The sequence below is a fragment of the Mycobacterium sp. NPDC003449 genome (assembly GCF_053588415.1).
The window spans coordinates 1-20,329 of sequence record NZ_JBSFPX010000021.1; the positions used below are offsets into that span (position 1 = coordinate 1).

Sequence of the window (20,329 nt, forward strand, 5' to 3'; positions counted from 1 at the left end):
GTGCTCGCCGGGCTCGGCTCGGTGGTCGGTGTCCTCGTCGCCGGGCTGTTCCTGGGCATCCTGCAGTCGCTGGTCACCACCTACGTCGGCGCCAATACCGCACCATCCGGGAGCGCACCATCCACAGCGACGAGCTGTACGGGATGGTCAACGAGCAGCTTGCGACGCGCACCAGCGCCGACTGGCAGCAGACCCTGGACCGCGCCGGCATCGCCAGCGGGCCGGTACACACCCTTGAGTCACTGTTCGATGACCAGCATCTGCGTGCCACCGAATTCTTTGAGGTGACCGACCATCCGAGCGCCGGACGCATACGGCAGGCTCGCCCTCCGGTGAACATGGGCGACGAGAACCCGGCGACGTTGCGACCCGCGCCCATGCTCGGGGAGCACTCGGTCGAGGTGCTCCGAGAGCTGGGATACGGCGACCCCGAGATCACGGATCTGATCCGCGGACAGGCGGCGCCGCCCAGGACCACGGCGAATCGTTCATACGGTCAGAGCTGACCGACTGGTGTCCTATCGCGACGGGAGAGTGACCATGGCCGACTTCTTCAATCACACCGGAGGTTGGCGGCCCGCCGCGAGCGGCGCGACCTTCCAACGACTGTGTCCGGCTGACATCCGCACGGCCGTAGGCGACTTCGCTGACTCAGCCCCCGAAGACGTCGATCGCGCCGTCGATATCGCGCGATCCGCCCAGCCCGAGTGGGGACGGCGTTCGCCGATCGAGCGCGGCGCCGTCCTGGCGGCGTCGGCGGATCTGCTGCGGGACCGCGCCGAGGCGATAGGCGCGGACCTGTCCCGCGAGGTGGGCAAGCCGCGACCCGAGGCGATCGGTGAGGTTCGCAGGGCCGCCGATGTTTTCGACCACGTGGCATCGCTCGGCAGGCGGCCTACCGGGTATACCTTTGCATCGTCCGCGGCGGGAGCGGAACTGTCCACGGTGAGCAGACCGCTCGGAGTCGTCGCGGCCATCACTCCGTTCAACTTCCCGGCGTTCGTGGCCGCCTTCAAGATCGCGGCCGGTCTGATGGCCGGCAACGCGGTCATCTGGAAACCGTCGCCGCTCACCCCGCTCACCGGGGTCGGCGTCGTCCAAGCTCTGCTCGACGCGGGCCTACCGGAGGGCGTCCTCGGCTACCTGACGGGTGTGCAGGCCGAACTGGGTGAGCGGCTGGTCGCCCATCCCGGGGTCGACGCGATCTCGTTCACCGGCTCGACCGCGATCGGACGACAGGTCGAGGTGGCCGCCGCGCACCACGGAAAGCCGTGTCAGGCCGAGAAGGGCGGGCACAACCCGCTGGTGGTGTTCGCCGACGCCGACCTGGAGCGGGCCGCGGTAGCCATCGTGGACGGCGCCTTCGGCGGGACCGGTCAGAAGTGCACCTCGACCGCGAAGGTGCTGGTCGAGGCATCGGTTGCCGACGAACTCACCGAAATGGTCGTGCAGCGCGCATCCCGGGTCGTCACCGGACCACCGGACGCGGACGGGACCACCATGGGGCCGCTGGTGTCCGCGGACGCTCGCGACCGCGTGCGCGCGGCCATCACCCGCGCCGTTGCCGACGGAGCCGAGATCGCCATCGGCGGCGGTGTTCCTGCCGGAGATGCCGTTGCCAACGGGCACTATCTGGAACCCACTGTGCTGACCGGGGTTACGCCCGGCATGGCCATCGCGACCGAAGAAGTCTTCGGGCCGACCGTGGCGATCGTCGCGGTGGAAAGCCGCAGTGAGGCGCTCGACCTGGCGAATGGCACCGAGTACGGCCTGAGCGCCGGAATCTACACCCACAGTCCGGCCTGGATCAGGCGCTTCACCACCACCGTCAGGGCCGGGATGCTCAATATCAACCTGCCGACCACGGGCGTCGAACCGCATGCCCCGTTCGGCGGTCTCAAGGATTCGGGGAGCGGGCCGCGCGAACTGGGTCCCGAAGCGCTCGCCTTCTATACCGAGCAGTCCACCGTCGCCTTGTACCCGGGGGAATGACGGTGGACCTCGGGCTGCGCGAGCGGGTGTACATCGTGACCGGTGGCACCCAGGGGCTCGGGTACGCAACCGTCCGAACGCTGCTGTCGGAGGGCGCACATGTCGCCATGTGCGGGCGAGACACCGGACGGCTCGACAAGGCTGGCGCCGAGCTCGGTTCGGATGGCGGCGAGCTGCTGGCCATCCGGGCCGATGTCACTCGGGCCGAGGACGTGGCGGCGCTGATCGGGCGCGCAGTGGAGCGCTGGGGCCGCGTCGATGGCCTCGTCAATTCGGCAGGGATAGCCACCGCGGCACGGTTCGAGCAGATCACCGACCAGCAGTGGACCGCGGACTTCGATCTGAAGTTTCTCGCGGCCGTGCGCGCCACCCGTTGCGCCCTTCCGTATCTGCGCGAGACCAAAGGCGCCGTGGTCAATGTGCTCAGCACCGGTGCTCGCGTTCCGGGAAGGATGCCGAGTGCCCCGCTGCGCGCTGCGGGTCTCAACCTCACCAAGGCGTTGTCGAACGAGCTCGGACAGGATGGCGTCCGCGTCAACGCAGCCCTTGTCGGCTTCATCCGTAGCGGCCAGATGGAGGCACGCGCGGTCGCCGCGGGCAAGGACATCGAAGAGTACCTGGCGGAGGTGGCGGTCGAGTACCGGATTCCGTTGGGCCGCACCGGCGAAGCCTCGGAGTTCGCCGACACGGTCGCCTTTCTGCTGTCGCCACGGGCAAGTTATCTGACCGGAACAGCCGTGCACATCGACGGCGGCCTCGCTGCTGCGATTTGATCTGGGGCCGAGCCGAACGGATCTACCGGCCCACCCGTTCGACCGAGATCCCGAGTTCGCCGATCGCACCGGCGATCGCGACACTCAACCCGTCGTCGGTGATGATCACGTCGAGCTCACCCAGGCCCAGCACCCGGTAGCGCCCGAACGTTCCGTATTTGCTGCTCGCGGCGACCAATACGGCCTCGGAGGCGGCCCGCACGGCGGCCTTCTTGGGCTCGATCTTGGGCTCGTCGGCCATCGTCACGCCGCGGCGCAGATCCCACGAGCTGGTGCTGAGAAACGCGATGTCGATCGACAGTTCGGCCAGCGTGAGGGCCGCCAGCCGGCCGACCGTGGACTGGTTTCGCTTCTCGACGCGTCCGCCCACGGTGATCAGCTCGATCGTCGGATGGTCGAGGTAGGAGCTCGCGATCACGAGGTCGTTGGTGACGATCGTGAGGTCGCGGAAGCCGTCCAGATAGGGCCGCATCGCCTGCAGGGTGGTGCCCGCGTCCAGGTAGATCGTCATCGATTCGGCGACCAGTTCGGCGGCGCGGGCGGCCATGGCGGCCTTCTGTGCGACGTCGGCCGTGGACTTCTCGATCCGGCTGGGCTCCACGACCAGGCGGGAGGCGATCTTCGCGCCCCCGGGGGTGGCCAGCACCCGGCCCTGCGCCTCCAGCGCGGCGATATCGCGGCGGATCGTCATATGGCTCACCCCGAGCAGCCCGGTGAGCTGGCGGTAGCTGAGGACCTGTTCGCGGCGCAGATGCCTGATGATGAGTTCGCGACGCTGCTCGGGAATCAGCGGGGTCGCGGATTCCTCCGTCATGGCACCTCCTCGGGCCGTCAGCTTATCGGAGCGACGTCGGTCCAATCGGTACCCCAACGGCTGGTGAGCGTTTCGATATCGGTGGGGGTCAGCAGTTCGCGGTCCATTCCGTCGGTGAGCACCGTGATCCGGCTCGCCTCCTCCAGTTCCACGGCCCCATCCAGTGCCTGATCGAGGTCGGACCCACCGACCACGGGTCCGTGGTTGGCCAGCAGCGCCGCCCGGAACGGCAGCGGATGCGCCTCCAGCAGCGCACCGAGTTCGGGGTCGCCGGGTACCCGGAACGGGATGCGCGGCGTCTGGCCGACCCGCATGACGAAGTAGGGGGTGAGCGGCGGCAGCGCACTGGCCTGCGACCAGGGCCGCAGGCAGGACGCCGCGACCGCATACGGGGAATGCAGATGCACCACCGCGGTGCGGGCCGGATCGCGGCGGTACATCGCGACATGGATCGCCACCTCTTTCGACGGCCGCGCCCCCTCGACGTAGGTGCCGTCGAGGTCGAGCACCGCGAGCGACTCGGACGTCAACCGGCCCAGATCGGTTCCGGTTCCGGTCATCACGATCCGGTCCCCGTCCCGCACGCTGAGATTGCCGCTGCTGCCCGGGCTGATACCGGCCTCGGCGAGTCGGTGTCCGGCGGCGATGAGCGCGGCATCCGGATCGGTCATCTGAGCTCCCCCCATGCGGTGACGAACATGTCTGGCGCGCCGAAGTTGCCGGACTTCAGCGCGATGGCGATGTGGTGGCCGTCCGGTGCGGTCCGGGCGGTCGCCCAGCTGACCCCTGGGGCGATGGCCTGCCCGATCCGCAGCCGGTCGATGCCGAGCGCGCCCACCACCGCGCCCGATGTCTCACCGCCCGCGACGATGATCCTGCGGGCACCCGAATCCACCGCGCCGCGCACTATTGCGGCGAGCACGCGTTCGACCATCGCCGCGGCGGCCGGGTCATCGGCGATGTCGGCCAGGTCCGCGACGGAGTGCACGACGGGCGTATCGCCTGGCCCGAGTGCGGCCAACCAGCCCAGGGTCTCGGCGATGACGCCTTCTGGGTCGGCGATCAGCCGCGCGATGTCGAGGTGGCGCATGGACAATCCGGCGGATCCGGCCGCGGCGATCTGTTCGCGCGTGCGGGCCGACGCACTGCCGCATACGACGAGGCGGCGACCCCTCGGGTACTCCATGCGCGTTTCGGCGGCGTCGCCCTGCGGAGCCCCGAGGGCCAGGCCTGCACCACCCGAGACCAGCGGGCCGCGCGATGTCGCGGCCGCGATCGCAGCGAGGTCGGCGTCGGTCTCGGCGTCGACGACCAGGTAGGCCCCGGCCGCGGAGTCGATCGCCGCAGCCAGCCGGTCGGCACCCGAACGCACCGTAGCCAGGGGCAATTCGCCGACCTCACGGATCGTCTGCGGGGCCAGCAGGTCACGCACCCGCGAGCGGGTCATCGGCGTGAGCGGGTGATGGCGCATCGGCGAATCCTCGAGCAGCTCGCCGTTGACGTAGAGCAGACCGTCGACGACCACCCGTCCGTTGTCGGGGAAGGACGGCACCACCACGACATGGTCGGCGCCGGTGCGCTCGGTGAGCGCATCGAGTACCGGCCCGATGTTGCCCCGGTCGGTGGAGTCGAACGTCGAGCAGTACTTGACGTAGAACCGCTCGACGCCGATCGCACGCATCCGGTCATGGGCCGCCGTGGCCCTGGCGACGGCGTCGGCGACGGGAGCGGTGCGGGTCTTGAGTGCCACCACGACGACATCGACGTCCGCGATGTCACCGGGGTCCGCATCCTCGATCAGCACCACCGCGCGGTACCCGCGCCGCACATAGGCCGCGGCGATATCGGTCGCCCCGGTGAAGTCGTCGGCAATCACGCCGATCCCGCTCATCTCAACCCTTTCGTCGCACCGCGATCAGTGTATGTGAATATTTGGTAGAAAGTTGTACAACAGTAGAAGCCTGTGTCAGGGTGGCTGTCACCACACGGGGTGAGCGGAGGGATCAGCACGCAGTGAGCACACCGATACGCGTCGCGCTGACCGGGGCCAACGGCGGCTATGGCCGCACCCTGCTGGCGCAGCTGCGGCACGCCCCAGGGATGACGACGGCCGTCCTCGTCGACCCCGACCGGGGCGGCGTGCACGCGATGCTGCGCGACCTGGGCTGGACCGCCGATCGGATCGCCAGGACCGCCGTGGTCGCCTCGGCCGAGGAGATCGACTGGACCGCGTTCGACGTGCTGGTCGAGGCGACCGGCCGGCTCGACGTGGGGACGCACTACGCCGAGTCGGCTATCGCGGCAAGGCGTCACGTCGTCATGGTCAGCAAGGAGATCGAGAGCGTCGCCGGCGTGGCGCTGGCGTCCGCGGCCGCGCAGGCCGGGGTGCGCTACCTGCCCGGCGACGGCGATCAGCCCGCGAACCTCATCCGCCTGGTCGACTGGGTCGAGCAGGTCGGCCTTGAGATCGTCGCGCTGGGCAAATCCGGCGAGTACGATCTGGTCTTCGACCCCGCCACCGGGACCGTCACCCAGCACGGCGAGACCGTCGCGGCGCCCGCACTGGGCGAGCTGCTCACCCTCGGCGACGATCCGGCAGCCACGCTCGGCGCCCGCGCCGGGGCCGTGGCGGCCCTCAAGCGCGCCGCCGCGGCCGATGCCTGCGAGATGACCGTGGTCTCGCTGTACACCGGCTACACCGCCGATGTCGAGGCCATGCACTATCCCGTCGCCCGTCCGGCCGAACTCGCCGACATCTACGCCGAACGCGAGCACGGCGGGCTGATCGGGGCCGCCGGATCCGTCGACGTATTCTCGATGCTGCGCCTGCCCGGTGAGGCGAGTTTCGCCGGCGGTGTCTTCGTCGTGGTCCGCACCAACGACGATGTGACGTGGGAGATGTTGCGCGCCAAGGGACACGTCGTCAGCCGGGACGGACGCTACGCCTGCCTCTTCACGCCCTACCACGCCATGGGCATCGAGACACCACTGACCATCCGCGCGGCCGTCGAGGGCCCCGGCGGACGGACCCCGCGCCAGCACACCGTGCTCGCCGCGCGGGCCGTGACCGCACTGGAACCCGGCCGCACCTTCCAGGTCGAGGGGCACCACCACGAAATCTCCGGTGTCGCACCGGTCCTCATCGCGGCGGCGGATGCACCCGCCGATCTCGCCGCCTACTATCTGCTCGGCGGAGCCCGCCTGGTCCGGCCGGTGGCCGAGGGCGAACTGGTCGCCCTCGCCGATCTGGAGAACATCAGCCCGGCCGGCGAACGGGCCTTCCGTATTGGCCGACGTGCCTGACTTCCCGATCATCGATGCCCATCACCACTTCTGGGATGTCGAGAGCACCGAGCAGCGTTGGCCGTGGATCCAGGACGAAATCGTCGAGGACTTCTTCCTCGGCGACTACACCGCGATGCGCCGCACCTTCATGCCCGGCCAGTACCGCCACGAGACGGCCGGCTGGAACATCGTCGGGACGGTGCACTGTGAGGCCGAGCGCTCACGCACCCAGCAGGTCGCCGAAAGTGCCTGGCTGACCGGGCTGCACGAGCGTGACAGCCGCTACCCGCTGGCCGCCGTGGGACACGTGTTCTTCACCCAGCCCGACCGGGACGAGGTGCTGGCCGGGCACGCCGCGCATCCGCTGGTGCGGGGCATCCGGTCCAAGCCGGTCACCGCCACGGGCCCGGGGGAATCCGTCGCGGGCCAGCCGGGCAGCCTGCAGGATCCGGCCTGGCTCAACGGCTTACACCAGCTCCGGCGGTTCGGCTTCTCCTATGACCTGCGGGTGCCCTACTACCACCTGGCCGAGGCCGCCGAGGTGGTGCGCGACATCCCCGATACCACGGTGATCATCAACCACTGCGGCCTGCCGCTGGACCGCAGCGCGGACGGCCTGGCCGTGTGGCGCACCGGGATGCACGCGTTGGCCGAGCTGCCCAACACGGTGGTCAAGGTGTCCGAACTCGGCCTGCCCGGCAATGTGTGGGACCGGCCGGGCAATGAGGCCGTCGTCCGCGAGACCCTGGCCATCTTCGGCCATGACCGCGCCATGTTCGCCTCGAACATGCCGGTGGCGACGCTGACCGCGGCCACCTTCCACGAGGTGATGGCGACCATTCTGGCCGGCGCCGCCGGGTCGACGCCCGCCCAGCTCGCCGCCCTGTTCCACGACACCGCCGCGCGCGTGTACCGCATCCCCGATTAGAGGTAAGCCTGCCCGTGACCACCGTCAATGACGACATCCTGTTCCGCAAGATCGCCTTCCGGGTGCTTCCGCTGGCGATGCTGGGGTTCTTTCTGTCCTACCTCGACCGGGTCAACATCGGGTTCGCGCAGGAGCAGTTGAGCGCCGATCTCGGGTTCTCCTACGGCGTGTACGGACTGGGCGCGGGGCTGTTCTTCGTCGGCTACTTCATCTTCGAGATCCCGTCCAACCTCATCCTGGCCCGCGTCGGTGCCAGGAAGTGGATCGCGCGCATCATGATCACCTGGGGGATCATCTCGGGGTTGATGTTCCTGGTGAACTCCGAGGCCGTGTTCTATCTGCTGCGGTTCTTACTCGGCGTCGCCGAGGCGGGCTTCATTCCCGGTGTGCTCTATTACATGTCGCAGTGGTTCCCGGCGAGCCGGCGCGGCCGGGCCTGGGGCGTCTTCTACATCGCGCTCGCCGCATCGGGTCTCATCGGCGGACCGGTATCGGGACTGATCCTCGGCGGCATGGACGACGCCGCCGGGCTGGCCGGCTGGCAGTGGCTGTTCATCCTGGAAGCCATCCCGACCGTGGTCCTCGGCATCGTGATCCTGCTGTTCCTGCAGGAGGATTACCGCGCCGTGCGTTGGCTCGACGAGGCCGAGCGCACCCGGCTCGGCGAGTTGCTGGCCGCCGAAGCACCTTCGGGTGAGCACACCAGCCTGCGCGGAGTGTTCGGCAGCCCGTTGGTCTGGCTGCTCACCGCGATCTACTTCTCCTACAACTTCGCGCTGTACGGCATCAGCTTCTGGCTGCCCAACCTGATCCGCGACCTCGGGTTCGACAGCGATGTGACGGTCGGTTTCATCTCGGCGCTGCCCAGCCTGGCGGCGATCGTCTCCATGGTGGCCTTCGGCTACAGCTCCGACCGGCGCGGTGAACGCAAGAAGCACATCGCGGCCGCATTCGCCCTCAGCGCAGTCGGTTTCGTGGTCTGCATCCTGGCCGGCGACAATGCGGCGGTCGGCATCGTGGGGCTGATGATGGCCAACGCCGGGGCGCTGTCCATCCCGGCGATCTTCTGGAGCTTCCAGACCTCGATGCTCACCGGGACCGCACTCGCCGGCGGCATCGCGCTGATCAACTCGACCGGCAACCTCGCCGGCTTCGCCGCGCCCTACCTCATCGGTGCGGTCAAGGACGCCACCGCATCCGCATCGATCGCGCTGTGGATCACGGCGGGCTTCATGGTGCTCGGCGGCCTGCTCACGCTCTCGGTGCGGCACACCGGCCGGGTCCCCAGGGAGGACCTGACGTCGTCGAGTCTGCGGTGAGATCGTGTTTCTGGGTGAAATCGTGATCTGTGCGCAGTCTCGACGAGAGCCTAGAGGCGCTCGCCGGTCTCGGGGTGGAACAGGTGCACGACACCGTCGGGGGTTTTGCGCAGTTCCACGGTGTCGGCGAGTTTGGCCGGGCCACGCGACAGGGCCCGCGCCACGATCGACACATCGGGCCCGGCGTGGGTGTAGAGGTAGATCTCGCTGCCCAGATCCTCGATCAGATCGATCACCACATCGATCCCACCGGTGTCAGACACCTGCAGATGCTCGGGCCGCACCCCCACCGTGACCGTGTCGATGCCGGCCTCGTGGAGCACACTGAGCTGATCGCGTTCCAGCCGCAACGTCGAATCATCGCCGATCCGCACCCCGTCGGACACGATCGGCGCGGTCACCAGATTCATCGCCGGTGACCCGATGAAACCCGCCACGAACGCATTGGCCGGCTTACTGTAGAGCTCCGAGGGCGAGGCGAACTGTTGCAGTTTCCCGTTGCGCAGCACCGCGACCCGATCCCCCATGGTCATCGCCTCCACCTGATCGTGGGTGACATAGACCGTGGTAGTGCCCAGCCTGCGCTGCAGCGCGGCGATCTGGGTGCGGGTCTGCACCCGCAGCTTGGCGTCCAGGTTCGACAGCGGCTCATCCATGCAGAACACCTGCGGCTCGCGCACGATGGCCCGGCCCATCGCCACCCGCTGACGCTGCCCGCCGGACAGCTTGGCCGGTTTGCGGTCCAGGAAGTCGCTGAGGTCGAGCAGTTTCGCGGCCTCCTCGACCTTCTGCCGCCGCTCGCCGGCCGACACCCCCCGCAGTTTCAGCGCGAAGCCCATGTTCTCGGCCACGGTCTTGGTCGGGTACAGCGCATAGTTCTGGAACACCATCGCGATATCGCGGTCCTTGGACGGCACCCCGACCATATCCTTGCCGCCGATCTCAATGGTGCCCTCATCGATATCCTCCAGACCGGCCAGCATTCGCAGCGCGGTGCTCTTCCCCGATCCCGACGGCCCGACCAGCACCACGAACTCACCGTCGGCGATGTCGAGATTGAGCGAATCGACCGCGAGCTTGTCCGAGCCCTCGTAGATACAGGACGCATTGCGGTACGTGATAGCAGCCATGAGTTTCGTCTCCCTATTTGATCGCGCCGAAGGACAGTCCACGAACCAGTTTGTTCTGCGCGATCCAGCCCGCGAGAACCACCGGAAGCGCGGCCATCGTCGCCGCCGCGCACAGCTTGGCCCAGTACAGGCCCTCACCCGCGATGAAGCCGACCAGGAACACCGGCATCGTCTGGGCTTGCACCGCAGTGAGATTCACCGCGAAGAAGAACTCGTTCCAGGCGAAGATGACGCAGATCAAGGCGGTGGCCGCGATGCCGGGCGACACCAGCGGCAGGATCACCTCACGCGCCGATCGCCAGGTGCTGGCCCCGTCCAGGCTCGCGGCCTCCAGCAGTTCGCCGGGCACCTCGAGGAAGAACGAGCGCATCATCCACACCGCGATCGGCAGGTTCATCGCGGTGTAGAGGATGACCAGGGCCCAGATATTGTCCAGCAGGCCGATATTGGACACGATGACATACATCGGGATGATGGCCGCCACGACCGGGAGCATCTTGGTGCTCATGAAGAAGAACAGCGCGTCCTGGGTCTTGCGCACCGGCTTCAGCGACAGCGCGAACGCGGCCGGAATGCCCAGCGCCAGTACCAGGATGGTCGAGGCCGTGGTGGCGAACAACGAGTTCAGCAGGCTGGTCCCGACGCCGTTGGCGAACACCGCCTCGAATTCGTCGAGGGTCGGCACGAAGAACAGTTTGGGTGTGGTGGTGTAGGCGTCGACCTCCTGTTTGAAGGCGGTGAGCACCATCCAGAACACCGGGAAGAAGAAGCCGAGCCCGACGATCCAGGCCACCACACCCCACGGATCGAACTTGCGGCGCTTGACCTTTGACTTGACGGGTGCGGCGGCGGTGGCCGCCGTCGCGGTTGCGGTGCTCATCAGGCCGCCTCCTCCTTGCCGGTGAACGATTTGAAGATCAGCCGTAGGGCGAAGCTCGCGATAATCATCGTGAAGATCACCACGATCACACCCATGGCCGCGGCCTGGCCGATGTCGAAACCGAGGAACGCGCGCTGGTAGATGTAGAACGGCAGGTTCGCGCTCGCGGTGCCGGGGCCGCCCTGGGTCATCATGTAGATCTGGTCGAAGGTGTTGACCAGGTAGATGGCGCCGAGCACGGTGCCCAGTTCGATGAACCGCCGCAGGTGCGGCAGCGTCAACTCACGGAACAGCTGCAACCCGGTGGCACCGTCGACCCGGCCCGCTTCCAGGATGTCGCGCGGCATCGACTGCAGGCCGGCGAGGATCAGCAGCATCATGAACGGAGTCCACTGCCAGACCAGGGCCAGGATCACCGAGGACAGCGGGAACCGGCTGACCCAGTCGATGTGCTCCAACCCGAACGGTGTCAGCACCCAGTTGACGATGCCGAACACCGGATCGAGCATCGCGGTCTTCCACATCAGCGCCCCGGCCACCGGGGTCACCAGGAACGGTGTGATCAGCAAGGTGCGAACCACGCCGCGCCCCAGGAACACCCGGTCCAGCAGCAGCGCCAGGATCAGCCCGAGCACCACCGAGATCAGCACCGTGGCCACGATGATGACGACGGTGTTGATCGCCACCTGCCAGAACGTGCTGTCGGCGATGACGTCGATGTAGTTGCGCAGCCCGACGAACTCGCGGGAGCCGGGCCGGACCAGGTTCCAGGACAGCGTCGAGTAGTACAGCGTGAACAGGAACGGGATCTGGGTGACCACGATCATGAAGATCAGCGCGGGCAGCAGCGGCCCCCGGCGGCGCCAGCCCTCGGCCCGTGAAACCCCGGGATCCTGCTGGGATTTGATCCGAGCGACGTGCTCGGCCTCGGATTCGGCCTCGGCGTTCGCCTCGATGGTGGTCATGGCTTCTCCTGATAGGTCCGGCCGACGACTTCTGCGTACTTCTGGGACTGGGCCAGCGCGTCGCCGACGGACTTCTGGCCGGCGATCGCGGCGCTGATCTGCTGGCTGACCCGGGTCCCGAGATCCTGGAACTCCGGGATCGCCAGGAACTGCACGCCGGTGTAGGGAACCGGCTGCACGGTGGGCTTGGCCGGATCGGCGCCCTCGATCGAATCGAGGGTGACCTGTCCGAACGCCTTGGACGCCTCCTTGTATTCGGGGATGTCGTAGGTCGACAGCCGGCTCCCCGGTGGTACCCGCGCCCAGCCCAGCTCCTCCCCGACCAGCTTGATGTAGTTCTTGTCGGTCATCCAGGAGATGAATTTCCAGGCCGCGTCCGGCTTCTCGCTGCTCTTCGGGATGCCCAGCGCCCAGGTGTAGAGCCAGCCGGAGTTGGGCTTCTCGGCCTTCGGGGCCATCGCATAGCCGACCTTGCCGACCACGTTGGACGCCTCGGGGTCCTCCACGGTCGACACCGCCGAGGTGGCGTCGTACCACATCGCGGCCCGGCCCTGGGCGAACTGCGTCGCACATTCACCGAAACCGGCTGTGGCCGCGCCCGGTTCACCGTGCGCGCGGACCAGGTCGGTGTAGAAGCCGACGGCCTTCTCGACCTCGGGGCTGGTCAGCTGGGCATTCCAGTCCATGTCGTACCAGCGGCCGCCGAACGTGTTGATCACGGTGTCGAGCGGGGCCAGCACCTCACCCCAGCCGGGCTTACCGCGCAGGCAGATCCCGACCATGTCCGGGCTGTCGAGCTTGGCGGCCGCGTCGGCGACCTGCTGCCAGGTGGGGTCGCGGGGCATGTCGATCCCGGCCTGCTCGAACAGATCCTTGCGGTACATCAGGAACGAGGATTCGCCATAGAACGGGACCGCGTACATGCTGCCCTGGTAGGACAACGAATCGCGCAGCGACGGGATGAAGTCGTTCTCGTCGTAGCCGGGGGTTTTGCGGGCATAGTCCGAAAGGTTGACCAGCCAACCGTTTTCGGCCCACTGCGGGGTCTCGTAGTTGCTGATCATCACGACGTCGAACTCGCCGCCGCCCATCGCGGTGGATGCGGTGATCTTGGCGCGGGCCTGGTTCTCCGAGAGCGTCACGAAGCGCAGCTTGATGTCGGGATTGGCCGCCTCGAACCGGTCGGCCAGCTCACGGGCATCGGTCATCTGGGAGTTGGACACCATGGCGATGGTCACCGTCTGGTCGGTGGCACCGAGCGTGCCTGCTCCCGCGCAGCCGGCCGTTGCGACCAGACCGGCGGCCGCCAGGCAGGCCGCCAATCGTTTCAGCGGTTTCACGTCCTGTCACCTTTCATTGATCCAACAACCAACGGGCGCAATAGATATCGCAAACCAGCAGGCGGGCCAGCTTGCCGCGCAACGCACCGAGAATCGCCTGGTATTTGCCGGCACCGCCGGAGACCAGGATGGTCTTCTCACAGGTACGGATGTCCTCCAGCGGGACCGACATGGCCCGCTGCTGGAGTTCGTGGTGCACGGGCTCGCCGTGCGCGTTGAAGAACCGGCCGCCGATCTCGCCGACGGCGCCGATCGAGACGAGTTCGTCGAGCATTCTGGTGTCCAGGAAGCTGCCCTCGAACAGCGTCGTCGACGTCGACACCGCGCCGACGCCGAACAGCATCACCTCGGCACGCCTGCCCGCCTCAAGGGTCCGCGAGATCACCGAGTCCTCGCGCATCGAGACCACCGTCGCGGTATCGGCGTACAGCGGCGCGGGCAGCCGGAAGGACTCGGCGCGCAGGGTGTCGGCGCAGCGGGTCAGGATCAGCTCGGCCCCGGTCTGATAGGCCGCGGTGGACATGGCCCCGTCCAGTTGGACCACCGCGCGGCAGCTGGCCACCCCGGGTGTCAGCGCCGAGGCCACCCCGGCCTGCTCGGGCCCCCAGGTGAAGCCGAGCACCTCGTCGGCGGCGATCCGGCGCATCAACAGCGCGGCACCGGCCCGGTTGGCGTTGGCCGCCACGACGGCCTCGGTCAGCCCGAACCGCCGCTCCAGTTCGCGCTCCTCCTCGGCGTGTAGATCGTCGGAGATGTCGGCGGGCACCACCACCTCGACCCGCACCAGGCCGTTCGCCTTGGCCTTGGCCACCAATCGGCCCGCGGTCGGCCGGGACACCCCGAGCCGCGCGGCGATATCGGCCTGGGTAAGGCCGTCGAGGTAATAGAGCGTCGCCGCGCGAAGCGCGAGCCGCAGATCCTCGGGGGTTGGTCCTGGCACTGATCACCACTTCTCAATTGCTGAGCAGATGCTCAAGGGTGCGAGTAGATGCTCAACACGCTAACATGACAAATGTGACGTACACAACACCCCCGGTGAGGCTCTCCGCCTCGACCCTTCAAGAGCTGCCCATCCCCGGACCCGGATACCCGCGCGGTGAGACAGGGGTGGGCATCGTCCACTTCGGTGTCGGCGGATTCCACCGGGCCCACCAGGCGATGTACGTCGACCGCCTGCTGCAGGACGGGCTGACCGGGTGGGGCATCTGCGGCGTCGGTGTGCTGCCCGCTGACCGCAGGATGGCCGAGGTGATGGCCGCCCAGGACGGCCTGTACACGCTGATGCTGGTACACCCCGACGGTCACCGCGAGGCCCGGGTGATCGGGTCCATCGTCGACTACCGCTACGCACCAGACGACCCCGAAGGCGTCATCGAACTGCTGGCCGCGCCGTCCACCCGGATCATCTCGCTCACCATCACCGAGGGCGGCTACGAAATCGATTCGGGTGTCACCCTGCCCGAGCCGAATGTATTCGGGCTGGTCACCGAGGCCCTGGCCCGGCGCCGCGACCGCGGCACCGGCTCACCGACCATCGTGTCCTGCGACAACATCGAGGGCAACGGCGACGTGGCCCGGCGCACGTTCACCGAATACGCCGAACGGCTGCGACCCGGCCTCGGCGACTGGATCGCGGCCAACACCCCGTTCCCCAACTCGATGGTCGACCGGATCACCCCGGCGACCACACCCGACGTCATCGCGACCGTCGAAACCGAATTCGGCGTCGCCGACCAGTGGCCCGTGGTGGCCGAACCGTTCACCTCATGGGTACTCGAGGACTCGTTCGCCGCGGGCAGGCCGCCGTACCAGGACGCGGGCGTCATGCTGGTCGACGACGTCACGCCGTACGAACTGATGAAGCTGCGGCTGATCAACGCGGGCCACCAGGCCCTGTGCTACTTCGGCTACCTGGCCGGCTACCGCCTGGTGCACGACGCGGCGGCCGACCCGCTGTTCGCCGAGTTCCTGCTGGAGTACATGGACACCGAGGGCACCCCGACGCTGCTTCCGGTGCCGGGCATCGACCTGGCCGAGTTCAAGCGCACCACGATCGAACGGTTCGCCAATCCGGGGATCCGCGACACCATCGCGCGACTGTGCTTCGGCTCCTCCGACCGCATCCCCAAGTGGCTGCTGCCGGTCGTCCGGGAGAACCTCAAGACCGGTGCCCCGGTCCGGCTGTCGGCGGCGGTGGTGGCGAGCTGGGCGCGCTACGCCGAGGGCGTCGACGAGCAGGGCGAACCGATCGAGGTGCAGGATCAGCTCGCCGACACCCTGGTGCCGCTGGCCCGGTCGCAGCGTGAGCATCCGACGGCCTTCATCGAGAATCGGGCGCTGTTCGGCGATCTGGCCTCCGAGCCGAGGTTCGTCGAGGACTATCTGTGGGCGCTGGATTCGCTACACCGCCACGGCGCCAGGGCCACCCTGGAATCATTGCGTTCATGAGCCGGGCCCTGGTTATCGGTGAGGCACTCATCGACATCGTCAAACGTGAAGGCCGGATCAGCGGCGAACACGTCGGCGGCAGCCCGCTCAACGTGGCGGTGGGCCTGGCCAGGCTGGGCCGCGACGTCGACTTCCTCACCCACATCGCCGACGACCCCCGCGGCAGGCGCATCGTCGACTACCTCAAATCGTCTGGTGTGCAACTCGTTCCGGGCAGCATGACGGCCGGGCGGACACCGACCGCGCAGGCCACCCTCGACGCCGCAGGCCAGGCGCGCTACGAGTTCGATCTGGAGTGGCAGCTGTCGGGCACCGCGGAGGTGGCGCCTCCACTGGTCGCCCACACCGGGTCGATCGCGACCGTGCTCGAGCCGGGCTGCCGGGCCACCGCGGCGCTGCTCGACGCCTACCACCTGTCGGCGACGCTCACCTTCGATCCCAACGTGCGGCCAGCGTTGATCACCGACGCCGAGGCCGCAAGGGCCCGCATCGAACGGCTGGTCGAACGCTGCGATGTGGTGAAGGTCAGCGATGAGGACCTGCACTGGATCGACCCGCGCCGCACCCCCGAACAGGTCGCCCAGACCTGGCTGGGCATGGGGGCGTCGATCGTCGCGGTCACCAAGGGCGGCGAGGGCGCGTTCGCCGTGTGCGCCGCCGGGACGGTGCGGGTCCCGGCCCGGCCGGTGCAGGTCATCGACACCGTCGGGGCCGGGGACGCGTTCATGACCGGGCTGATCGACGCACTGTGGTCCCAGGGGCTGCTCGGCGCGGAGCGCCGCCGCGACCTGGCCCGGATCGGCACCGAGGCGCTGACCGAGGTGCTGTCGACGGCGGTGCTGGCGTCCGCCCTCACCGTGGCCAGGGCGGGGGCCGACCTGCCCGACCGTGCCGCGTTGACCCGGTCGAGCTGAGGCTCAGGGCTGATGGTGAGGCCGCACCACGTCGGCGATCACCTCGGCAACCGCGTCGGCCCGGGTTTCGGGTAGCCGGGCATATCCGCACACCAGTCCCCGCGGCTCACCGGCTTCGGCGAGGAACCCGGACAGTGGGGACACCAGGACACCGCGACCGCCCAGCGCACCGGCGATCGTGGTGTCGTCACTGCCATCGGGCAGCCGCAGCACCAGGTGCAGCCCGGCCTCGACACCGGTGAGCCGGACATCGGCCCACCGCCGCTTGAGTGCACCGACCAGGGCAGCCCTGCGGGCCGAGTAGGTGCGTGACGCCCTGGCCAGGTGTCGGGCCAGCGCGCCCGACTCGATGAACCGGGCCAACGCGAGAGCGGTGATGCCGCAGACGGATTCGCCGCTGCGGGCGAGCACCTCGGCCACCGGTTCCCGAAGCGCGGGCGGTGGCAGCAGCCAGGCCAGCCGGACCGAAGGGGTGAGAATCTTCGAGGCGGTTCCGATGTAGGCCACGCAGTCGCGTCCGCCGTCCACGCTGCGCAGCGCGGGCAGCGCCGAGACGTCGTAGCGGAACTCGCCGTCGTAGTCGTCCTCGATGAGCAGCCTGTCTCCCGCCGACGCCCACTCCACCAGCCCGGCGCGACGGGACACAGGTAGGCGTGCGCCGAGCGGATACTGGTGCGCGGGTGTGCAATACACGGCCGCGTCGGCGGCGCGAAGCGACGAAGGATCGAGTCCGTCGGCGTCGACGGTAACCGAACGCGTCCGGGCCCCGGACGTCCGGAGCGCGCGGCGGCCCTGCACGTAGCCCGGTTCTTCCACGGCGACATCACGTCCGTCGAGGCGGGCGGCCGCGGCGATGGTGCGCAAAGCCGACGCCACCCCCGGCACGATGATCAATTCGCCCGGTTCCGCGCTGATCCCCCTGGTGCGGCGCAAGTGTCCGGACAACGCCAGCCGCAGTTCCGGGTGCCCATCCGCACCCACCGCGGCGGCGGGCACCGGCGCCGCGGCCGCGGCCCGCCAGGCACGGCGCCAGTCGGTTGTCGAGATCAAGTCGGCATCGGGGTGGCCCGGTGTGAGATCCCACGTGGACGGCGATTGCCCCGGAGCGGCAGGCAGCACCGGCGCTGCGGCGCTCGACCCGACGTGCGATGCGGCACCCGCGGTGGCAGCGGCGTCCGCACCCTCGGCGATGCGCGTCCCCGACCCGGCTCGCGCGGCGACATACCCGGCCGCGGCCAACTCGTCGTACGCCTCGACCACCGAGGACCGGGCCACCGCGAGTTCGGCGGCCAGGGCCCGCGTCGAGGGAAGCGCATCGCCGGGGTCGAGTCCGCCCATCCGGATCTGCTCGACGATCGCCTCGGCGATGCGATGCCGCAGCGGCGCCGCGCTCAGCGGCAGCCGCAATGCCAGGTTGAACTCGGGCGCGTGACGGGACACCCACGTCAGGATACTGGTCTGGTCTTTTCTCGCAGTTCTGGATCTATCGCAACAACCAGAATGCGGCCAGGATCGACGCGTGGAGCAGATCAGGAGACATCCCGAACGGGCGGGCAGCCAACGGTGCGACCTCGACGCGGTGCTTGACGCCACGGCGGTCGGCACCCTGGCCACCGTGGTCGACGGCTGGCCGTGGGTCGTGCCCATGCTCTACGCCCGCGACGGTGACCGCATCGTGCTGCACGGATCCACGGGCGCCGGCGCGCTGCGGCACGTCGCGGCAGGCGCGCCCGCGGCGTTCGCCGTGACCATGCTCGACGGGATCGTCGTCGCCGACACCCTGTTCGACTCCTCGGCCAACTACCGGTCGGCCGTCGTACGCGGTCGGCTGTCCGTCATCGAGGGGCGCGCTGCGGTGCACGCCCTCGACCTGATGAGCGATTCGCTGATCCCCGGTCGCAGTGCCGAGGTGCGCACCCACACGAACAAGGAACTCGCGGCGACCCTCGCGATGGAGCTGCCGATCGAACCGGGAGCGTGGACGGTCAAGGTGCGCGATGCGCCGCCCGCCGAGCCGTCGGCCGACTCCGGCGAGTGGGCCGGCGTGGTCCCGCTGCGGACCGTGGCCGGTGCTGCGGTCCCCGCCCCGTGGATCGGCGCGGACGTCGCGGCACCCGAGTCCGTGCGCCGCCTCGTCGGGGGCAAGTAACCCGGAGGAGCCCCTCGAGTGGGCCATACTGGCCCTATGCGATCCATCTGGAAGGGTTCGATCGCCTTCGGCCTGGTGAACGTGCCGGTCAAGGTTTACAGCGCGACCGAGGACCACGACATCAAGTTCCACCAGGTCCACGCCAAGGACAACGGACGCATCCGGTACAAGCGGGTGTGCGAGGTCTGCGGTGAAGTCGTCGAGTTCCGCGATATCAACAAGGCTTATGAATCCGACGACGGGCAGATGGTGGTGATCACCGACGAGGACATCGCCAACCTGCCCGAGGAGCGCAGCCGCGAGATCGAGGTGGTCGAGTTCATCCCGGCCGATCAACTCGACCCGCTGATGTACGACAAGAGCTACTTCCTTGAGCCAGATTCGAAGTCGTCGAAGTCCTATGTGCTGCTGGCCAAGACACTCGCCGAAACCGACCGGGTGGCGATCGTGCACTTCTCGCTGCGCAACAAGACCCGGCTCGCGGCATTGCGGGTCAAGGACTTCAGCAAGCGCGACGTGATGGTGATCCACACCCTGCTGTGGCCCGACGAGATCCGCGATCCCGATTTCCCGGTGCTGGACAAGGAAGTTCAGATCAAACCGGCCGAGCTGAAGATGGCCGGGCAGGTGGTCGAGTCGATGACCGCCGACTTCAAGCCCGACCAGTTCCGCGACGACTACCAGGAGCAGTTGCGCGAGCTGGTGCAGGCCAAGCTCGAAGGCGGCGACGCGTTCTCGGTCGAGGAGCAGCAGCCCGCCGAACTCGACGAGACCGAGGACGTGTCGGACCTGTTGGCCAAACTGGAGGCCAGCGTCAAGGCGCGGCGCGGTGGATCGGGTTCGGACTCCGGCTCCGATGAGGCGAAGTCCAAGCCCGCCAAGAAGGCACCGGCGAAGAAGGCGGCCAAGAAACCCCCGGCCAAGAAGGCCGCCAAGAAGACGTGATCCGGCTCAGCGTTTGCAGTCCAGGTCCACATAGACCGTCGTGTACTGCAGCACCTGGCCCGGGCCCATCAGCGTGAAGTTGCCGTTGACCGGCGGCTGCGGTCCGGTGACGCTGCGACCCTGCCGTACCGCGCTGACCGAGCAGTCGTCGATCGACCCGCTGCCGACCTTGCTCAGGATCACCCGGTAGCCCTCACTCTCCAGCTGGCTGATCGTCTCGGTCGCGGAGGGCTCCGACGGTGCGGCCGCGGCCGTCGGCGCGCACACCGCCGCGGCGGCGACACATCCGATACCGACGGACACACGGGTGGCGTTGACTTTCCCAAAGGCTTCCACAGGGTTTGTCGCTCCTTTCGAATCCGGTCAGGACGCGTTAACCGTAAGCAGCGTCACTCTCCGGGTTCGGGAACTCATATCGAATCCACACAACCGTCGGCTATGCGAATT

Annotated in this window: 20 protein-coding genes; 10 read left to right on the plus strand and 10 right to left on the minus strand. The window is 68.3% G+C overall.

Annotated features, from left to right (window positions below; genetic code table 11):
- The 3 genes from ACWDTP_RS08580 to ACWDTP_RS08590 all read left to right on the plus strand — a co-directional run.
- On the plus strand, nucleotides 1-506 hold a 506-nt coding region (locus ACWDTP_RS08580), incomplete at its 5' end, for a CoA transferase (protein ID WP_450018531.1).
- Nucleotides 507-540: 34 nt separating this feature from the next.
- Nucleotides 541-1,992: an aldehyde dehydrogenase family protein gene (locus ACWDTP_RS08585; RefSeq protein WP_450018533.1), complete on the plus strand. Its 1,452-nt coding sequence runs from the start codon at nucleotides 541-543 to the stop codon at nucleotides 1,990-1,992.
- A complete protein-coding gene (locus ACWDTP_RS08590) occupies nucleotides 1,989-2,765 on the plus strand; it encodes an SDR family NAD(P)-dependent oxidoreductase (protein ID WP_450018535.1) in 777 nt (258 codons plus the stop codon). The genes ACWDTP_RS08585 and ACWDTP_RS08590 overlap by 4 nt, the downstream gene beginning before the upstream one ends.
- A gap of 22 nt (nucleotides 2,766-2,787) precedes the next feature.
- Here ACWDTP_RS08590 and ACWDTP_RS08595 read toward each other — a convergent pair whose 3' ends face one another.
- The 3 genes from ACWDTP_RS08595 to otnK are packed head-to-tail and all read right to left on the minus strand — an operon-like array spanning nucleotide 2,788 to nucleotide 5,470.
- On the minus strand, nucleotides 2,788-3,579 hold the full coding sequence (locus tag ACWDTP_RS08595; protein ID WP_450018537.1) for a DeoR/GlpR family DNA-binding transcription regulator: 792 nt from the start codon (nucleotides 3,577-3,579) through the stop codon (nucleotides 2,788-2,790).
- A gap of 17 nt (nucleotides 3,580-3,596) precedes the next feature.
- Nucleotides 3,597-4,250 (minus strand): class II aldolase/adducin family protein, encoded by a 654-nt coding sequence (locus ACWDTP_RS08600; RefSeq protein WP_450018539.1) that lies wholly within the window; start codon nucleotides 4,248-4,250, stop codon nucleotides 3,597-3,599.
- Nucleotides 4,247-5,470: a 3-oxo-tetronate kinase gene (otnK, locus tag ACWDTP_RS08605; protein ID WP_450018541.1), complete on the minus strand. Its 1,224-nt coding sequence runs from the start codon at nucleotides 5,468-5,470 to the stop codon at nucleotides 4,247-4,249. Before otnK ends, ACWDTP_RS08600 begins: the two co-directional genes overlap by 4 nt.
- 122 nt (nucleotides 5,471-5,592) lie before the next feature.
- On the opposite strand from otnK, the gene ACWDTP_RS08610 reads away from it, so the two are divergent.
- The 3 genes from ACWDTP_RS08610 to ACWDTP_RS08620 are packed head-to-tail and all read left to right on the plus strand — an operon-like array spanning nucleotide 5,593 to nucleotide 9,111.
- A complete protein-coding gene (locus ACWDTP_RS08610; protein ID WP_450018543.1) occupies nucleotides 5,593-6,882 on the plus strand; it encodes a hypothetical protein in 1,290 nt (429 codons plus the stop codon).
- Nucleotides 6,875-7,792 carry an amidohydrolase family protein gene (locus ACWDTP_RS08615; RefSeq protein ID WP_450018545.1) on the plus strand — a complete coding sequence of 306 codons (918 nt, stop codon included), beginning with the start codon at nucleotides 6,875-6,877 and terminating at the stop codon, nucleotides 7,790-7,792. The genes ACWDTP_RS08610 and ACWDTP_RS08615 overlap by 8 nt, the downstream gene beginning before the upstream one ends.
- 14 nt (nucleotides 7,793-7,806) lie before the next feature.
- Complete coding sequence (locus tag ACWDTP_RS08620) at nucleotides 7,807-9,111, plus strand: MFS transporter (RefSeq protein WP_450018547.1); 1,305 nt, start codon at nucleotides 7,807-7,809, stop codon at nucleotides 9,109-9,111.
- Between the two features lie 50 nt (nucleotides 9,112-9,161).
- Here the strand turns inward: ACWDTP_RS08620 and ACWDTP_RS08625 are convergent, their stop codons facing one another.
- From ACWDTP_RS08625 to ACWDTP_RS08645, 5 genes are read right to left on the minus strand one after another with little or no spacing between them, the layout of a single operon-like run.
- Complete coding sequence (locus ACWDTP_RS08625; protein WP_450018549.1) at nucleotides 9,162-10,241, minus strand: ABC transporter ATP-binding protein; 1,080 nt, start codon at nucleotides 10,239-10,241, stop codon at nucleotides 9,162-9,164.
- A gap of 13 nt (nucleotides 10,242-10,254) precedes the next feature.
- A complete protein-coding gene (locus ACWDTP_RS08630; protein WP_450018551.1) occupies nucleotides 10,255-11,121 on the minus strand; it encodes a carbohydrate ABC transporter permease in 867 nt (288 codons plus the stop codon).
- Nucleotides 11,121-12,086 (minus strand): carbohydrate ABC transporter permease, encoded by a 966-nt coding sequence (locus ACWDTP_RS08635; protein ID WP_450018553.1) that lies wholly within the window; start codon nucleotides 12,084-12,086, stop codon nucleotides 11,121-11,123. Before ACWDTP_RS08635 ends, ACWDTP_RS08630 begins: the two co-directional genes overlap by 1 nt.
- Nucleotides 12,083-13,426 (minus strand): ABC transporter substrate-binding protein, encoded by a 1,344-nt coding sequence (locus tag ACWDTP_RS08640; RefSeq protein ID WP_450018555.1) that lies wholly within the window; start codon nucleotides 13,424-13,426, stop codon nucleotides 12,083-12,085. The genes ACWDTP_RS08635 and ACWDTP_RS08640 overlap by 4 nt, the downstream gene beginning before the upstream one ends.
- Nucleotides 13,427-13,439: 13 nt before the next feature.
- Nucleotides 13,440-14,366 carry a sugar-binding transcriptional regulator gene (locus tag ACWDTP_RS08645; RefSeq protein ID WP_450018557.1) on the minus strand — a complete coding sequence of 309 codons (927 nt, stop codon included), beginning with the start codon at nucleotides 14,364-14,366 and terminating at the stop codon, nucleotides 13,440-13,442.
- A 65-nt stretch (nucleotides 14,367-14,431) separates the two neighbouring features.
- Here ACWDTP_RS08645 and ACWDTP_RS08650 point away from each other — a divergent pair, with 65 nt between their 5' ends.
- Both ACWDTP_RS08650 and ACWDTP_RS08655 read left to right on the plus strand, forming a co-directional pair.
- Nucleotides 14,432-15,874: a mannitol dehydrogenase family protein gene (locus tag ACWDTP_RS08650; protein ID WP_450018559.1), complete on the plus strand. Its 1,443-nt coding sequence runs from the start codon at nucleotides 14,432-14,434 to the stop codon at nucleotides 15,872-15,874.
- Nucleotides 15,871-16,788 carry a carbohydrate kinase family protein gene (locus tag ACWDTP_RS08655; RefSeq protein ID WP_450018561.1) on the plus strand — a complete coding sequence of 306 codons (918 nt, stop codon included), beginning with the start codon at nucleotides 15,871-15,873 and terminating at the stop codon, nucleotides 16,786-16,788. Before ACWDTP_RS08650 ends, ACWDTP_RS08655 begins: the two co-directional genes overlap by 4 nt.
- A 3-nt stretch (nucleotides 16,789-16,791) precedes the next feature.
- Here the strand turns inward: ACWDTP_RS08655 and pdxR are convergent, their stop codons facing one another.
- Nucleotides 16,792-18,228, minus strand: coding sequence for a MocR-like pyridoxine biosynthesis transcription factor PdxR (gene pdxR / locus ACWDTP_RS08660; RefSeq protein ID WP_450018563.1), 1,437 nt, complete (start codon nucleotides 18,226-18,228; stop codon nucleotides 16,792-16,794).
- 79 nt (nucleotides 18,229-18,307) lie between these two features.
- On the opposite strand from pdxR, the gene ACWDTP_RS08665 reads away from it, so the two are divergent.
- Together ACWDTP_RS08665 and ku are read left to right on the plus strand one after the other, a co-directional pair.
- Complete coding sequence (locus ACWDTP_RS08665; protein WP_450018565.1) at nucleotides 18,308-18,937, plus strand: pyridoxamine 5'-phosphate oxidase family protein; 630 nt, start codon at nucleotides 18,308-18,310, stop codon at nucleotides 18,935-18,937.
- A gap of 36 nt (nucleotides 18,938-18,973) precedes the next feature.
- Nucleotides 18,974-19,882: a non-homologous end joining protein Ku gene (gene ku, locus ACWDTP_RS08670; RefSeq protein WP_450018567.1), complete on the plus strand. Its 909-nt coding sequence runs from the start codon at nucleotides 18,974-18,976 to the stop codon at nucleotides 19,880-19,882.
- Nucleotides 19,883-19,888: 6 nt separating this feature from the next.
- Here the strand turns inward: ku and ACWDTP_RS08675 are convergent, their stop codons facing one another.
- Nucleotides 19,889-20,218, minus strand: coding sequence for a hypothetical protein (locus ACWDTP_RS08675; protein ID WP_450018569.1), 330 nt, complete (start codon nucleotides 20,216-20,218; stop codon nucleotides 19,889-19,891).
- Nucleotides 20,219-20,329 lie beyond the last annotated feature (111 nt).

Coding starts and splice junctions, on each gene's coding strand:
- ACWDTP_RS08655 (WP_450018561.1), top strand. CDS start 15,871: ATGAGCCGGGCCCTGGTTATCGGTGAGGCACTCATCGACATCGTCAAA.
- ACWDTP_RS08630 (WP_450018551.1), bottom strand. CDS start 11,121: ATGAGCACCGCAACCGCGACGGCGGCCACCGCCGCCGCACCCGTCAAG.
- ACWDTP_RS08585 (WP_450018533.1), top strand. CDS start 541: ATGGCCGACTTCTTCAATCACACCGGAGGTTGGCGGCCCGCCGCGAGC.
- ACWDTP_RS08595 (WP_450018537.1), bottom strand. CDS start 3,579: ATGACGGAGGAATCCGCGACCCCGCTGATTCCCGAGCAGCGTCGCGAA.
- ACWDTP_RS08600 (WP_450018539.1), bottom strand. CDS start 4,250: ATGACCGATCCGGATGCCGCGCTCATCGCCGCCGGACACCGACTCGCC.
- ACWDTP_RS08625 (WP_450018549.1), bottom strand. CDS start 10,241: ATGGCTGCTATCACGTACCGCAATGCGTCCTGTATCTACGAGGGCTCG.
- otnK (WP_450018541.1), bottom strand. CDS start 5,470: ATGAGCGGGATCGGCGTGATTGCCGACGACTTCACCGGGGCGACCGAT.
- ACWDTP_RS08635 (WP_450018553.1), bottom strand. CDS start 12,086: ATGACCACCATCGAGGCGAACGCCGAGGCCGAATCCGAGGCCGAGCAC.
- ku (WP_450018567.1), top strand. CDS start 18,974: ATGCGATCCATCTGGAAGGGTTCGATCGCCTTCGGCCTGGTGAACGTG.
- ACWDTP_RS08590 (WP_450018535.1), top strand. CDS start 1,989: ATGACGGTGGACCTCGGGCTGCGCGAGCGGGTGTACATCGTGACCGGT.
- ACWDTP_RS08650 (WP_450018559.1), top strand. CDS start 14,432: ATGACAAATGTGACGTACACAACACCCCCGGTGAGGCTCTCCGCCTCG.